We start from the raw sequence: 13,545 nt of genomic DNA, 5'->3' as shown, positions 1-13,545 counted from the left end.
CCTGTCAGCATGGCGTCGACTGACGCCCCGCTATCGCGAGCAGGCTCGCTCCCACAGGGGATTTCGTCGCCTGGATCATCCCAACCCATGGCCCGTGCTAGCATATCGCGCCTATCTGGAGGACCCATGGCCGAACACGATTTCCGCTACACCCTGATGAACCCGCAACACACCCTGACCGAGGTCCGCGCCCTGGCGCCGGGCCGTTATCAGGTCACCGGCAACGGCGGTTCGATTCAGGCCAACGATGTGCTGCTCGTCACCCTCAAAGGCAGCAAGGATTTGTCCATGCGCCTGACCGTGGACACCGTTCGGCACTTGCTCAAGCCCATGGGTCAATGGACCGCCATGACCACCGGCCCGGTGTTCGGGGAGCTGGCGATCCACACCTGGCAGGTCAACTGCGACCGCTGCGCCAAGCAACTGAGCTTTGAATTTGCCGTCGACGCCAAGCTCGGCGTCAAGGCGCAGAAGCCGGCCGCCACCGCGCGCATTGCCGAGCTGGGCTGGACCACCGTCGGTGAAAAACACCTGTGCCCGACCTGCCAGGAAGCCGCCTGATGAAACGCCTGGCCCTGACCGCGCTGATCGGCGCCGGCCTGATGGGTTGCGCCGCCGAGCCGGTGCAATTGCAGCAAAACCGCAGCTACATCCTGGAATGGATTGGCGAACGGCCCTTGATGGACTACAGCAACCTGACCATCACCCTCGGGGACGACGGTCGGGCCTACGGCAACGGCGGCTGTAACCACTGGTTCGCGCCCTACACCCTGGAAGGCCACCGATTGAGCTTCGGCAAGATCGGCAGCACCCGCAAACTCTGCGCCCCGGCGCTGATGGAGCAGGAGACGCGCTTTTTGCAGGCCCTGGAAAAGGTCGAACGCTGGGACATCTCGCCCATCGAGCAAATGCGCTTCTGGCCGGCCCAAGGCAAGCCCCTGCGGTGGTGGCTGGAGGAAGGTTGAGACCCGTTAAAACACAGACATAGGTTGCACCCGTGGCGAGGGAGCTTGCTCCCGCTGGGCTGCGCAGCGGCCCCCTCTGTTCTATCTGAGATTGCGCGGGTGGCAGGTCACTTTTGGGGCTGCTTCGCAGCCCAGCGGGAGCAAGCTCCCTCGCCACAAAAGCCTCCTTGCCTCCTTGCTCATTGCCACAAAGAGGGGTTACTTGAACGCCTGCAACGCCTCAAGCTTGGCCATCACCCCCGCCGCCGTCTGTTCCCCCAACATCTGCTCGCGCACCTTGCCCTGGTTGTCGATGATGTAAGTCACCGGTAACCCTTCGCTGCGCGGGATATCAAAAAAGTCGGCCGGGTCACGGGCCATCACGGTGAAGCGGATGCCCATTTTCTCGCTCGCGCTCTTGAGCTCCTCACCTTGCACCTGATCAAAATTGACCCCGAACACCCCCACGTTACGGCCCTTGAGCTGTTCGGCCAGGGCATTGAACTCGGGGATTTCGGTACGGCACGGTGCGCACCACTCGGCCCAGTAGTTGAGCACCACCCACTGTTTGTCCAGCCGTTTTGAGGCGATAGCCTGGCCGTTCTGGTCAACTCCGTAGTCATTCCCGCAGCCGGCGAGCAATAAAATCCCCATGAATGCCAGTGCCGTCGTCAATCGCCTTGCCATGTGCCAATCCTTGTATTGAATGTGAACGTCGGCGCGGCCCACCGTTTTCGAACGCGCCCGTCTCAGGTGCCTGGTACCTCGCGACACAGTAGAATAGCCGCCACCTTACGCAAGATGCGACCCGCTCATGACCGATCTGACGCTATATCACAACCCGCGCTGCTCCAAATCCCGCGGTGCGCTGGAACTGTTGGAGGCCCGTGGCCTGACGCCCACCGTGGTCCGCTACCTGGAAACCCCGCTCGACGAAGCGCAGTTGGAACGCCTGTTGGCCAAGCTCGGCATCACTGCCCGGCAACTGCTGCGCACCGGTGAGGACGAATACAAGACCCTGAACCTGGCCGATGAAAACCTGAGCCAGTCCCAACTGATCGCCGCCATCACCGCTCACCCCAAACTCATGGAACGACCGATTCTGGAAACCGCTGACAAGGCCGTGATCGGGCGCCCGCCAGAGAAGATCCTGGAGATCCTGCCGTGAGCACACCGTACATTCTGGTGTTGTATTACAGCCGCAGTGGCTCGACCAACGAAATGGCCCGGCAGATCGCCCGGGGCATCGAGCAGGCCGGGCTGGAAGCGCGGTTGCGCACGGTGCCGGCGATTTCCGCCGAGTGCGAAGCGGTATCGCCGGACATTCCCGAACAAGGCCCGCTGTACGCCAGCCTCGATGACCTGAAAAACTGCGCCGGCCTGGCCCTGGGCAGTCCGACCCGTTTCGGCAACATGGCCGCGCCGCTGAAATACTTTCTCGATGGCACCAGCAACCTGTGGCTGACCGGCGCCCTCGTGGGCAAGCCGGCGGGTGTGTTCACTTCCACCGCGAGCCTGCATGGCGGCCAGGAAACCACTTTGCTGTCGATGATGCTGCCGCTGTTGCACCACGGCATGCTGATCACCGGCCTGCCCTACAGCGAGTCAGCCTTGATCGAAACCGAGGGCGGAGGCACGCCGTACGGCCCGAGCCATCACGCCGGGGCCGACGGTAAAAGCGGCTTGAACGAACATGAAGTGGCGCTGTGCCGGGCACTGGGCTTGCGCCTGGCAAAAACCGCCCTACTGCTGGAGAACGGCCGTGGCTAAGAAGCCGAAAATCCTGCCGCCCATTCAGTGGCTGGAACCGCGGGTACGCATCGCCCGGGTCCTGAGCCTGCTGTGCTTTTTCGGGCTGGTGGGGTTGCTCTGTGTGTATTACCTGCTGATCGCCGACCTGCACGGCGCGCGCCCCTGGGTGATTCTGCTGATCGAGCTGGTGCCGCTGCTGATACTGGCGCCAGGCATGATCAGCGGCAGCCCCCGCGGGCATTCGTGGATGTGCTTTGTGGTAAACCTGTACTTCATCAAAGGCGCGCTGGCGGCCTATGACCCGAACCGACAGGTGTTCGGTTTGCTGGAAATGGCGGCGAGCGTGGCGGTGTTCTGCTCGGCGCTGCTGTATGTGCGCTGGCGGTTTCAGTTGAACCGGCGGTTGGCTGGAGAAGGCGAGATTTCCGTCGCCTGATAGATGGCTATCGCGAGCAGGCTCGCTCCCACATGAGATTTGTGGCGTTCACAGATCCCCTGTGGGAGCGAGCCTGCTCGCGATGCGGCCTCAATGATTGACGGTATACGCCAGCATCATCGAAATCTGGCTCATGGGCCTTCCACCACTCTCTTCATGCCACTGGTTGAAGGCCTGCTGCACCGTCGCCAGATCCCGCAGGCTGGTGGGAACTTTGTCGATGATGTCCTGCGCATTGAGCGCCGCCACCACGTCATAACTGGGCACAAAAGTGTCCTTGCCCATCATCCGCAGGAAACGCGGAGCCGACAGACCGCCCAGTTGATGGCCGTGCTTTTTCAGGTAGGTCCACAGGCCTACGATGTCGGTCACCGGCCAGTCGGCGATCAGCGCGCCAAAGCTGCCTTTTTCATGGGCCACGTCCAGTATCAATTGCGCGTTGCGCGGCACGCTCTTGAGCTTGCCCAAGTGACGGATGATCCGCGCGTCCTGCATCAGCCGCTCCAGGTGCTCGGCGCTCATCAGCACGACTTTTTCCGGGTCGAACTTGAAAAACACTTCCTCGAACGCCGGCCACTTGGCGTCCACCAGGCTGTGCTTGAGCCCGGCGCGAAACACCCGCAGCGCCATGGTCGAAAGGTAGCGGTCGTCGCTGATCTTGCGTAGTTGGGCCGGGGTCTTGGGAACAGGCAGGTGGGCTTCCAGTTCAGCCGCCGAACCGAAGCGGTTCAGACAATACTCGTGCAGCCACTTGTAATCGCGCATGCCCTCTCCTGGGGTCGGAAATGAAAACGGCGCTCTAAGTGGCCTGGCCACGAGCGCCGTGAATAGGAGCCGCTGAGTTCGTCAGAGGTTCACCACGTTGACGAATCGCGGCGTGGCGCTTTCGTCGATGCGCAGGTTGGTGAAGTCGAACAGGTTACGGTCCGCCAGTTGCGACGGAACGACGTTCTGCAAGCCGCGGAAAATGCTCTCGGTACGGCCCGGGGTCTTGCGCTCCCACTCCTGCAGCATCTCCTTGACCACCTGGCGTTGCAGGTTTTCCTGGGAGCCGCACAGGTTGCAAGGGATGATCGGGAACTGCTTGAAGTCTGAATAGGCCTGGATGTCTTTCTCGCTGCAGTAGGCCAGCGGGCGGATCACCACGTTGCGCCCGTCATCGGCGCGCAGCTTGGGCGGCATGGCTTTGAGCGAGCCGTTGTAGAACATGTTGAGGAAAAAGGTCTCGACGATGTCGTCGCGGTGGTGCCCCAGGGCCATCTTTGTCGCGCCGATCTGGTCGGCAAAGGTGTAGAGCGTGCCGCGTCGCAGGCGTGAGCACAGCGAGCAAGTGGTCTTGCCTTCCGGGATCAGCTCCTTGACCACCGAATAGGTGTCCTTCTCGACGATGTGATATTCCACGCCCAGCGATTGAAGGTAGGCCGGCAACACATGCTCGGGGAAACCGGGCTGCTTCTGGTCCATGTTCACCGCGACAATGTCGAACTTGATCGGCGCAACCTTCTGCAAATGCATCAGCACATCGAGCAAGGTGTAGCTGTCCTTGCCGCCGGACAGGCAAACCATGACCTTGTCGCCGTCTTCAATCATATTGAAATCAGCGACCGCCTCACCGGCCTGGCGGCGCAGGCGCTTTTGCAGTTTGTTCTGGTTGACCGTAAGAGTGCCCATGACGCGAAATCCGTGAGGTGTGACGAAAGGCCGGCATTTTACGCAAAAAATCCGCCGTCGGCGAAGGCTGATGACATGCCCTTTTGTGGCGAGGGGATTTATCCCCGCTGGGCTGCGAAGCAGCCCCATTATCCAAAGACTACTGCGGGGCATCAGACCGACTCAGAGGGCTGCTGCGCAGCCCAGCGGGGATAAATCCCCTCGCCACAACGCCAGTGTGTTCGTCAAAGACGATGTAGACAGACCCATCGGCGATTAACACCGTCGCCTACAGCGCGATTTGCTCTAAGCCCCCCATCCCCCTGGCGAGAACTCCTTTCTATACTGCGACATAAGGTCGCACACACTTACAGACCTGTACTTACTCGGCCGTTTGGCCCGTAGGCGCTCCGTTGGGGGGCGATGGCAATAACAAAGGAGTGACTGACTATGATCCATCATGTCGTGGGGCTCTTTACCCACCCTGATCAAGAATGGAAAGAAATCCGTGGCGATCAGGAGGAAAGCATCAGCCACATGTACCTCACCCACACGCTGATCCTGGCGGCCATTCCCGCGGTATCGGCGTTTATCGGCACCACGCAGGTGGGATGGGTCATCGGCAACCGGCCTCCGGTGATGCTGACCCAGGAAAGTGCGCTGTGGATGACCATCATGTCGTACCTCGCCATGTTGGGCGGCGTGGCGGTGATGGGCGCCTTCGTGCACTGGATGGCCCGTACCTATGACGCCAACCCGAGCCTGGCGCGTTGCGTCGCGTTCGCCACCTACACGGCGACCCCCTTGTTCATCGGCGGCCTGGCGGCGCTCTATCCGCACATGTGGCTGGGGATGATCGTCGGTACGGCAGCGATCTGCTACACCGTCTACCTGCTGTATGTGGGCTTGCCCACTTTCATGAATATTCCTCAGGACGAGGGTTTTCTGTTTTCCAGTTCGGTACTCGCCGTGGGTCTGGTGGTGCTGGTGGCTATCATGGCGTTTACGGTGATTGTCTGGGGGCTGGGCGTCGGTCCGGTGTATACCAACTGAAGGGGTCGAACCCGCTCAGGGTTCCCTTCTGAAAACAAAGCAATATCTGCCAATACAGGCCGCCGCAAGGCGGCCTTCCTGTGTTTGGTGCTGGCGAAACGACCACTGGGCGTCTGGGCGATTCGCAATGGCCGGCGCTTGCGGCATACTCAAGCCTCTGGAGACCCGTACAGCATGCTTGAGCAACTCAATACCCGCGTCGAAGAGTGTTACCAACAAGCCGAAACCTTTTTCAAACGTCCTTTCAAACGTCCCGTGGTCAGCTTCAAATTGCGTGGCCAGAAGGCCGGTGTCGCGCACCTGCATGAGAATCTGCTGCGCTTCAATCCACAGTTGTACCGGGAAAACGCCGAAGACTTTCTCAAGCAGACCGTCGCCCACGAGGTCGCGCACCTGATTGCCCATCAGCTGTTTGGCGAACGTATTCAGCCCCATGGTGAAGAGTGGCAACTGATCATGCGCGGCGTATACGAACTGCCGCCCAACCGCTGCCATACCTACGAGATCAAGCGCCGCAGCGTGACCCGCTACATCTACAAATGCCCCTGCGACGGCAGCGACTTCCCCTTCTCGGCCCAGCGTCACAGCCTGGTGCGTCAGGGGCGCCGCTATTTGTGCCGCAGTTGCCGCAATACCTTGGTGTTCAGTGGCGAGACTCGGGTGGAGTAGCAGGTTTTTGTTGCGTCTGGGCTGGCCCCATCGCGAGCAGGCTCGCTCCCACAGGAATTCTGTGAGTGCTATAGATCCAGTGTGGGAGCGAGCCTGCTCGCGATGAGGCCAAAAAGACCACTACACAACCACCCTGGCATCGCGCAGTTGCGCAATCCGCTCAACACTAAACCCCAACTCCCCCAACACCTGATCCGTGTGCGCTCCCAGCCCCGCGCCAATATGCCGAGGCTCGGGCAAGCCGTGCGAGAACTTCAACGGACAGGCCATCTGCGCCTGGCTCGAGCCATCGCCACGAGGCACCTGGGTCACGACATCCCGGGCCGCTAACTGGGGATGCCTGAGTGTTTCTTCCAGGCTCAGCACCGGTTCGACGCAAGCATCAACCCCCGCAAACAACCGGCAAAGCTCAGCGAAATCATGCTTCTCGAATTCAGCCTGCAATTGCTGCTTTAGCTGCCGTTGCTGATCTGGATGGGGCGACAGCCCCTGGGCCGCCAGCTCCGGCCGTCCCAGGGTCTCGCACAACGCCTGCATGAAGACCGGCTCCAGGCTGCCCACCGACATCCAACGGCCATCCCGGGTGCGGTAATAGTCATAGAAGCTGCCACCGTTGAGCATCTGGTTTTCCCACTCAGGTGCCACGCCGCAGGCCAGATAACCGGCACCGGCCAAAGCGTTGAGGCTGAACACACAGTCGGTCATGCTCACGTCCAGATGCTGGCCCTGCCCGGTCTGCTGACGGGCGATCACCGCCGCCAACAGCCCGATCACCCCGTGCAGGGAACCACCGGCGATGTCCGCCGCCTGAATGCCCAGCGGCAATGGCCCAGCGTCGGCACGCCCGGTGTGGCTGGCCAGTCCCGCCAGGGCCAGGTAGTTGATGTCGTGGCCGGCGCGGTCCTTGTAGGGCCCGGTCTGGCCGTAGCCGGTGATGGACACGTAGATCAATCGGGGATTGATCGCCTTCAAGGCTTCGTACCCCAGGCCCAGCCGCTCCATCACACCGGGGCGGAACTGTTCCAGCAGGATGTCGTGGTCGCCCAGCAACTGCTTGATCACCTCCAGCGCCGCCGGCTGCTTGAGGTCCAGGGCCAGGCTGCGCTTGTTGCGGTTGAGGTAGGCATGGCTGGCCGAGACGCCCTGATCATGGGGCGGCAGTATCCGTAACAGATCCGGGCGGGTCGGCGACTCGATGCGCAACACCTCGGCCCCCATGTCCGCCAGCAACAATGAGGCGAACGGGCCGGGCAGCAGGGTCGAGAAGTCCAGAACCTTGAGCGATGCCAGTGGGCCGTGCATGGGCGATCTCCGCGTGGTGATGCCCTCAAGACTAGGCAGGGGTTGGCGGTGGAGCAATTACCGCAGGTGTCAGTCTGGCTGACCATTGCGCTCAGCAACAGCATCCTCGACTGAAAAATCCCTCAAATAAAAAAACCCGCCGAAGCGGGTTTTTTATTGCAGCGAAAGGTTACTTCACAGCAGCAGGGGTTGGGCCTTCGGCCACGCCCAGGTCGTCTTCTTCACGGGTGTCGGAGATGCCGCGACCGCCGGAAGCCAGTTCGCTCTGCAACTGGTCTACGTCCAGTTCCTTGACCCACTTGGCAACCACGATGGTGGCCACAGCATTGCCCACCAGGTTGGTCAGGGCGCGGGCTTCGGACATGAAGCGGTCGATACCCAGGATCAGCGCCAGGCCGGCTACTGGCAGATGACCCACGGCCGACAGGGTGGCCGCCAGCACGATGAAGCCGCTACCGGTCACGCCGGCAGCACCTTTGGACGACAGCAGCAGCACCAGCAACAGGGTGATCTGGTGAGTCAGGTCCATCGGCGTGTCGGTGGCCTGGGCGATGAACACCGCAGCCATGGTCAGGTAGATCGAAGTGCCGTCGAGGTTGAACGAGTAGCCGGTCGGGATCACCAGACCCACCACGGATTTCTGCGCACCCAGACGCTCCATCTTGATCAGCATGCGTGGCAGGGCCGATTCCGACGAGGAAGTACCCAGCACGATCAGCAGTTCTTCACGGATGTAACGGATCAGCTTGACGACACTGAAGCCGTGGGCCCGGCAGATGGCGCCCAGCACCACCAGGACGAACACCACACAGGTGATGTAGAAGCAGATCATCAACTGGCCCAATTGCACCAGCGAACCGACACCGTAGGCGCCGATAGTGAACGCCATGGCACCGAACGCACCGACGGGCGCCAGTTTCATGATCATGTTGATGATGTTGAACATCACGTGGGCGAAGCGATCGATGAAGTCCAGCACCGGCTTGCCGTAGGCACCCAGGCGATGCAGGGCGAAACCGAAGATCACCGAGAACATCAGCACTTGCAGGATATCGCCATTGGCGAACGCGCCGACGATGGTGTTCGGGATCACGTTGAGGATGAAGGCCACGATGCTCTGGTCTTTACCGGCCGAGATGTAACCGGCGATCTTGCTGGTGTCCAGGGTCGTCACATCGATGTGCATGCCGGCGCCCGGTTGCACGACGTTGACCACGACCAGACCGATCAACAGGGCGATCGTGGAGACGATTTCGAAGTACAGCAGCGCGTAGCCACCGGTCTTGCCCACCGACTTCATGTTCTGCATGCCGGCAATACCGCTGACAACGGTACAGAAGATGATGGGAGCGATGACCATTTTGATCAGTTTGATGAATCCGTCACCCAGCGGTTTGAGGGCAACGCCGGTCTGCGGATAGAAGTGGCCGAGCAAAATGCCGATGGCAATGGCTACGATCACCTGGAAATACAGGGATTTGTACAGTGGCTGACGAGTCGTCATGGCAAACCTTCCTCAAGCGTCCCGTGTGACAACATCCACCTGTCGTCCACGAAACCTCAATTGCGAACCCTCCTGCACTGGAGGGATTTGTTTTGGCGGCTGCACGGCGGCAGACCTGCGGATGCCTATCGCAAGGCCCATGCCATTTTCCGGAAAATGCCTACAACCCTTGAGCTACAAGGGCTACACGCGAGTAAACAGACCTGAACAGCCAGACGCAGATGGCGGATTCCCGCCCACAAGGCCGTTCTCGCTCCGGGATTTGGCGGATATCCGCCTTGTCGAGCGGAAGGCCCCTGCTACCATCGGCAGCTCAATAAACGGATTCCTGCCATGCGCCAACGCACCATCGCCAGCCACTTCGCCCGCGCCGCCCTGGGTGGTGCGCGCCGGCAAGGTTTCGATTACGTTCCCTTGTTGCAACAGCTGGGCATCAGCCCCGAGCTGTTGGACGAGCCGCGAGCACGCATAGCACCAGTGCAGTTCGCCAGCCTGTTGCAGGCCCTGCGGCTGGCACTGGGGGACGAGTATCTGGGATTTGGTCTGGCCCCCAGTAAACCCGGGACGTTTGCCATGATGTGTCACGCGTTGATCCACTGCCGGACCCTGGGCAAGGCACTTCAGCGCGGGTTGTTGTTCTACAGCCTCTTCCCGGACGCCCCGAGCCTGACGCTTGAGGCCGAAGGGGAACGGGTGCGTTTGAACCTGGATGAAACGACACTGCGCGACCCCGACCATTTCCTGGCCGAAAGCCTGCTGGTGATCTGGCATCGCCTCGGCAGTTGGCTGATCGGCCAGCGGATCGGTCTGGAACAGGCGACATTCAGCTATGCCAAGCCCGCCCATGGGGCCGAGTACGATCTGTTGTTCCCCTGCCCGCTGGTGTTCCAGGCGCAACGTTGCAGCCTGTTGTTCCACAGTCGTTACCTGAATATGCCGTTGCTGCAGGACGAACGAACCCTCAAACACTTTCTCGAACATTCCCCCGCCGACCTGCTGTCACGCCCTGACGATGGCAACAGCCTGAGCAGCCAGCTACGCCGCCTGCTCAGCCGCGACGCCGCACGCTGGCCGGATCTGGACACCGTCGCCGCCCATCTGCACATCAGTCCGCAGACGTTGCGCCGGCATCTGCGGGAGGAAGGCACCAGCTTCCAGGAACTCAAGGATCAGCTGCGGCGGGATATCGCCATCTACCATCTGGGACGCGCGGACCTGTCGTTGCAGCAGATTGCCGAACAGCTGGGATTCTCTGAACCGTCGGCGTTTCACCGGGCATTCAAGAAATGGACGGGGGTGACGCCGGGGGCTTATCGGGAGCAGGAGAGTTGATGGAGGGTTTGCTGATTTTCAGTGGACACACAACCCGCGCGCCCCTCAGATCAAAATGTGGGAGCTTGGCTTGCCCGCGATGGCGCCCCTGAGACTGCCATCGCGGGCAAGCCATGCTCCCACAGGTCTGATTCCAGCAGGTATCCGTTAGCAGTCAAAGCACCGGAAAATGAATCCGAAATGCCGCCCCGCCCAACTCTGAATCCCCCAGGGTCAACCGGGCGCCGTAGCTTTCGATGATGTCTTTGACCACCGCCAGCCCAATGCCCTGCCCCGGATGCTGGCGATCCAGCCGCTCACCACGCTGCAGAATCCGCGCGCGTTGATCCGGCGGCACACCTGGCCCGTCATCCTCGACACACAATTCAATACCGCCGAGGGTCTGATGCACGCTGATGCGCACCTCGCCCAGGCACAGCCGATAGGCGTTTTCCAACAGATTGCCGAGCATTTCCAGCAAGGCGCCCTGCTCGATCGGCACATGGCACTGCTCCGGCAGATCGAAGCTGACGTGGACGCGCTTGTCGCGATAGACCTTGTCCAGCGTATCGCACAGGCTTTGCAGCACCGGGCGCAAGCGCACCTGATGGCGCACCAGGCCACTTTTGCGCAGGCTCGCGCGCTGCAACTGATAGCCGATCTGCTGGCTCATGCGCTCGATCTGGCTTTGCAGCACCCAGGCCTGTCCACGATCTTCGGTGCGCCGGGCCATGTCTTCACTCACGCCTTGCAGCACCGCCAGCGGGGTTTTCAGGCTATGGGCCAGGTCATCGAGGGAGTCACGATAGCGGCTGCGCTGCTCCCGCTCGCCATGCAACAGGCGGTTGAGGGAACCGGTCAAGCGCAGCAGCTCCCGGGGGTGCTCGGTGCTGAGACTTTCCCGGCTGCCGCTTTCGATTTCGTCCAGTTCCTGGCTCAGGCGCCTCAACGCGCGAAGTCCCCAGCTCAGGCCAATCCACAACAGGGCCAACAACACTGCCAGCGCAGCACCGAAGCCCAGGTAGAGTTTTTCCCGCAGGCCGTCGAGCGTCACTTCGTAATCGCGCACCGGTTGCAGGGTGACGAAACTGAACGCCGCGCTCTGGCCACCGAGCAGTTTGACTTCGACGTCGTAGACGAAAAACTCCTGGCCGTTGTCTTCGCGGATACGCGCGAACTGATTGCCCTGGCCGTCGTAGCGCGGCGTGTAATTGATGTTCTCTTCCCGAGTGGCCTTGGACCGCCACACCAAGCGCCCGTCGCGATCATAGATGTAGCCCAGCAGACGGGCGTCGGCGAGGTTAAAACGCTCATCGGGCAATTGCGCCGGCATCTTCAAACGGTTGTTTTCCACGCGGGCAGCGGAAATGAGCGTGGTCACGTCCGACGCCAGGCGTTGTTCGATGGACTCCTGCAGGGCCAGGCTGAACGCGCCTTGCATGGCCGGCAGCAGTGCCAGCATGAACAACACCGCCAGGGTCATGGCGGCCAGCATCAACCGCAGCCGTAGCGAACGAATCACTGGCAACGCTCGTTGAACAGGTAACCCAGGCCACGCACGGTTTCGATCGGTTTGAAGCCGGCCGGGGCTTCCAGTTTGCGCCGCAGACGCCCCACCAGCACTTCGATGACATTGGGGTCACGCTCGTCGTCATCCGGGTAAAGCTGCTCCATCAAGCGGTCCTTGGCGACCACCTGCTGATGATGGCGCATCAGGTATTCAAGGATGCGGTATTCATAGGCCGTCAGCGCCAACGCTTCCTCACCCAGGGACGCTTGCTTGCGATTGAGGTCCAACAGCAACGGACCGGCCACGATGGTCGACTGGGTGAAACCACTGGAACGGCGCAACAACGCGTTCAGGCGGGCCTCCAGCTCTTCGAACTGAAACGGCTTGACCACGTAGTCGTCGGCACCGGCGGCCAGACCTTCAACCTTGTCCTGCCAGTTGCCGCGGGCAGTAAGGATCAGGATCGGGAAGGTCTTGTCCTGGGAGCGCAACCGGCGGATCAGCTCCAGCCCGCTGATGCCCGGCAAGCCCAGGTCGATCACCGCCAGGTCGTGATTGAATTGCGCGACCTGATACAAGGCCTCCTCGGCATTGGCCACGGCCTGCACCACATGGCCGCTGTCGGTCAGACGGGTCTGCAGGTGATGGCGCAGCAAGGCTTCGTCTTCGACGACCAGTAATTTCATGGGGCTCTCCCAGGCAAATCGAACAGTCCAGTCATGCACATCGGTTTACGAGAAGCGGCGCCGGATCGTCTTGGGCCGATCCGGCTGACCACGCTCACCTTCCAGCCTTAGAACGTGTAGTTGGCCGAGAGATAAGTCTGGGCACTGCTGGTCAGGTCCAGCGATCCAACCTTGCCACCTGCGTGGGGGCTCATCTCGGTGCTGGCGTTGCTGCGCAGATAACGGTAACCCAGTTCCAGCGAGGTGTTTTGTGAAACCTTCTGCAGGATGCCGGTCTGCAAGCCCACGGCGTAGCCGATATCGCTGTCACGGCTATAGCCGGGGGAGTCCTGGGTCAGTTTGGTCAGGCCCGCCGTACCGCCGCCGAACAGCTTGGTGCTGCCGGTGACCGGATAGAACATATCGTAACTGCCCAGCAGGTTTTCCTGGCGCAATTTAATGCCATTGTGAGTGCCCGAAACGTTGTCGTACGTGGCGTAGTAGCGACCCTGGTCGTTTTGCCGGCCCAGTCGGACGCCATAGGTGGTGTCTTTGCCGATGATACCGTCGGCGTTCGGGTGATTGAGGTTAGCGTTCAGCGCGTCGGACTTCTTGACCTTGTCGCTGGTCTGGCCGAGGGTCAGGCTGGCGAAGTTGTCATCGGCGTGGGCCATGGCGCTGGCGCCCAGCACCGTGAAAGCCAACAGCAGAGTTTTCATGTGAGTCATGTTCAAGCTCCTGTGCAACGT

Annotated in this window: 16 protein-coding genes; 8 read left to right on the top strand and 8 right to left on the bottom strand. The window is 61.1% G+C overall.

Annotated elements, in window-relative coordinates:
* Positions 1 to 126 precede the first annotated feature (126 nt).
* Positions 127 to 561, top strand: a complete 435-nt coding sequence (locus tag BW979_RS10400) for a hypothetical protein (RefSeq protein WP_047228735.1) — start codon at positions 127 to 129, stop codon at positions 559 to 561.
* Positions 561 to 965, top strand: a complete 405-nt coding sequence (locus BW979_RS10395) for an META domain-containing protein (RefSeq protein WP_047228736.1) — start codon at positions 561 to 563, stop codon at positions 963 to 965. The genes BW979_RS10400 and BW979_RS10395 overlap by 1 nt, the downstream gene beginning before the upstream one ends.
* A gap of 198 nt (positions 966 to 1,163) precedes the next feature.
* On the opposite strand, the gene BW979_RS10390 is transcribed toward BW979_RS10395, so the two are convergent.
* On the bottom strand, positions 1,164 to 1,631 hold the full coding sequence (locus tag BW979_RS10390) for a TlpA family protein disulfide reductase (RefSeq protein ID WP_076383756.1): 468 nt from the start codon (positions 1,629 to 1,631) through the stop codon (positions 1,164 to 1,166).
* 127 nt (positions 1,632 to 1,758) lie between these two features.
* Between BW979_RS10390 and arsC the strand changes: the two genes are divergently transcribed.
* Genes arsC through BW979_RS10375 form a run of 3 tightly spaced genes read left to right on the top strand, consistent with a single transcriptional unit; the run spans position 1,759 to position 3,132 of the window.
* Positions 1,759 to 2,112 (top strand): arsenate reductase (glutaredoxin), encoded by a 354-nt coding sequence (gene arsC, locus BW979_RS10385; protein WP_076383755.1) that lies wholly within the window; start codon positions 1,759 to 1,761, stop codon positions 2,110 to 2,112.
* The gene (wrbA, locus tag BW979_RS10380) at positions 2,109 to 2,714 is read left to right on the top strand and encodes an NAD(P)H:quinone oxidoreductase (protein ID WP_047228739.1); all 606 of its coding nucleotides are present in this window, start codon (positions 2,109 to 2,111) and stop codon (positions 2,712 to 2,714) included. Before arsC ends, wrbA begins: the two co-directional genes overlap by 4 nt.
* A complete protein-coding gene (locus tag BW979_RS10375) occupies positions 2,707 to 3,132 on the top strand; it encodes a DUF2069 domain-containing protein (protein ID WP_076383754.1) in 426 nt (141 codons plus the stop codon). The genes wrbA and BW979_RS10375 overlap by 8 nt, the downstream gene beginning before the upstream one ends.
* A gap of 90 nt (positions 3,133 to 3,222) precedes the next feature.
* Here the strand turns inward: BW979_RS10375 and BW979_RS10370 are convergent, their stop codons facing one another.
* Together BW979_RS10370 and ttcA are read right to left on the bottom strand one after the other, a co-directional pair.
* Complete coding sequence (locus tag BW979_RS10370) at positions 3,223 to 3,897, bottom strand: DNA-3-methyladenine glycosylase I (protein ID WP_076383753.1); 675 nt, start codon at positions 3,895 to 3,897, stop codon at positions 3,223 to 3,225.
* Positions 3,898 to 3,978: 81 nt separating this feature from the next.
* Entirely contained in the window at positions 3,979 to 4,803 is an 825-nt protein-coding gene (gene ttcA / locus BW979_RS10365) for a tRNA 2-thiocytidine(32) synthetase TtcA (RefSeq protein ID WP_076383752.1), read from the bottom strand.
* 429 nt (positions 4,804 to 5,232) lie between these two features.
* On the opposite strand from ttcA, the gene BW979_RS10360 reads away from it, so the two are divergent.
* Entirely contained in the window at positions 5,233 to 5,835 is a 603-nt protein-coding gene (locus BW979_RS10360) for a Yip1 family protein (RefSeq protein WP_047228743.1), read from the top strand.
* Between the two features lie 174 nt (positions 5,836 to 6,009).
* Positions 6,010 to 6,504 carry a SprT family zinc-dependent metalloprotease gene (locus tag BW979_RS10355; RefSeq protein ID WP_047228744.1) on the top strand — a complete coding sequence of 165 codons (495 nt, stop codon included), beginning with the start codon at positions 6,010 to 6,012 and terminating at the stop codon, positions 6,502 to 6,504.
* Between the two features lie 120 nt (positions 6,505 to 6,624).
* Here the strand turns inward: BW979_RS10355 and BW979_RS10350 are convergent, their stop codons facing one another.
* Together BW979_RS10350 and BW979_RS10345 are read right to left on the bottom strand one after the other, a co-directional pair.
* Positions 6,625 to 7,806 carry a CaiB/BaiF CoA transferase family protein gene (locus BW979_RS10350; protein WP_076383751.1) on the bottom strand — a complete coding sequence of 394 codons (1,182 nt, stop codon included), beginning with the start codon at positions 7,804 to 7,806 and terminating at the stop codon, positions 6,625 to 6,627.
* Positions 7,807 to 7,975: 169 nt separating this feature from the next.
* Positions 7,976 to 9,310 (bottom strand): dicarboxylate/amino acid:cation symporter, encoded by a 1,335-nt coding sequence (locus BW979_RS10345; RefSeq protein WP_047228746.1) that lies wholly within the window; start codon positions 9,308 to 9,310, stop codon positions 7,976 to 7,978.
* Positions 9,311 to 9,643: 333 nt separating this feature from the next.
* On the opposite strand from BW979_RS10345, the gene BW979_RS10340 reads away from it, so the two are divergent.
* Positions 9,644 to 10,642: an AraC family transcriptional regulator gene (locus BW979_RS10340; protein ID WP_076383750.1), complete on the top strand. Its 999-nt coding sequence runs from the start codon at positions 9,644 to 9,646 to the stop codon at positions 10,640 to 10,642.
* Between the two features lie 154 nt (positions 10,643 to 10,796).
* Here BW979_RS10340 and BW979_RS10335 read toward each other — a convergent pair whose 3' ends face one another.
* The 3 genes from BW979_RS10335 to BW979_RS10325 all read right to left on the bottom strand — a co-directional run bounded on the left by BW979_RS10335 (position 10,797) and on the right by BW979_RS10325 (position 13,524).
* Positions 10,797 to 12,143, bottom strand: coding sequence for an ATP-binding protein (locus BW979_RS10335; RefSeq protein WP_076383749.1), 1,347 nt, complete (start codon positions 12,141 to 12,143; stop codon positions 10,797 to 10,799).
* The gene (locus BW979_RS10330) at positions 12,140 to 12,817 is read right to left on the bottom strand and encodes a response regulator (RefSeq protein WP_047228749.1); all 678 of its coding nucleotides are present in this window, start codon (positions 12,815 to 12,817) and stop codon (positions 12,140 to 12,142) included. Before BW979_RS10330 ends, BW979_RS10335 begins: the two co-directional genes overlap by 4 nt.
* A gap of 107 nt (positions 12,818 to 12,924) precedes the next feature.
* On the bottom strand, positions 12,925 to 13,524 hold the full coding sequence (locus BW979_RS10325; protein ID WP_076383748.1) for a hypothetical protein: 600 nt from the start codon (positions 13,522 to 13,524) through the stop codon (positions 12,925 to 12,927).
* Between the last annotated feature and the right edge of the window lie 21 nt (positions 13,525 to 13,545).

The organism is Pseudomonas sp. A214 (genome assembly GCF_900156295.1).
Taxonomy (GTDB): domain Bacteria; phylum Pseudomonadota; class Gammaproteobacteria; order Pseudomonadales; family Pseudomonadaceae; genus Aquipseudomonas; species Aquipseudomonas rhizophila.
Note: the sequence above shows the minus strand (reverse complement) of the source record. Positions and strands in the feature narration are given on the sequence as shown.

Excerpts from the sequence above, each read along its gene's own strand:
- BW979_RS10400 (WP_047228735.1), top strand. The coding sequence starts at position 127 with ATGGCCGAACACGATTTCCGCTACACCCTGATGAACCCGCAACACACC.
- BW979_RS10395 (WP_047228736.1), top strand. The coding sequence starts at position 561 with ATGAAACGCCTGGCCCTGACCGCGCTGATCGGCGCCGGCCTGATGGGT.
- BW979_RS10390 (WP_076383756.1), bottom strand. The coding sequence starts at position 1,631 with ATGGCAAGGCGATTGACGACGGCACTGGCATTCATGGGGATTTTATTG.
- arsC (WP_076383755.1), top strand. The coding sequence starts at position 1,759 with ATGACCGATCTGACGCTATATCACAACCCGCGCTGCTCCAAATCCCGC.
- BW979_RS10370 (WP_076383753.1), bottom strand. The coding sequence starts at position 3,897 with ATGCGCGATTACAAGTGGCTGCACGAGTATTGTCTGAACCGCTTCGGT.
- ttcA (WP_076383752.1), bottom strand. The coding sequence starts at position 4,803 with ATGGGCACTCTTACGGTCAACCAGAACAAACTGCAAAAGCGCCTGCGC.
- BW979_RS10360 (WP_047228743.1), top strand. The coding sequence starts at position 5,233 with ATGATCCATCATGTCGTGGGGCTCTTTACCCACCCTGATCAAGAATGG.
- BW979_RS10355 (WP_047228744.1), top strand. The coding sequence starts at position 6,010 with ATGCTTGAGCAACTCAATACCCGCGTCGAAGAGTGTTACCAACAAGCC.
- BW979_RS10350 (WP_076383751.1), bottom strand. The coding sequence starts at position 7,806 with ATGCACGGCCCACTGGCATCGCTCAAGGTTCTGGACTTCTCGACCCTG.
- BW979_RS10345 (WP_047228746.1), bottom strand. The coding sequence starts at position 9,310 with ATGACGACTCGTCAGCCACTGTACAAATCCCTGTATTTCCAGGTGATC.
- BW979_RS10340 (WP_076383750.1), top strand. The coding sequence starts at position 9,644 with ATGCGCCAACGCACCATCGCCAGCCACTTCGCCCGCGCCGCCCTGGGT.
- BW979_RS10330 (WP_047228749.1), bottom strand. The coding sequence starts at position 12,817 with ATGAAATTACTGGTCGTCGAAGACGAAGCCTTGCTGCGCCATCACCTG.
- BW979_RS10325 (WP_076383748.1), bottom strand. The coding sequence starts at position 13,524 with ATGACTCACATGAAAACTCTGCTGTTGGCTTTCACGGTGCTGGGCGCC.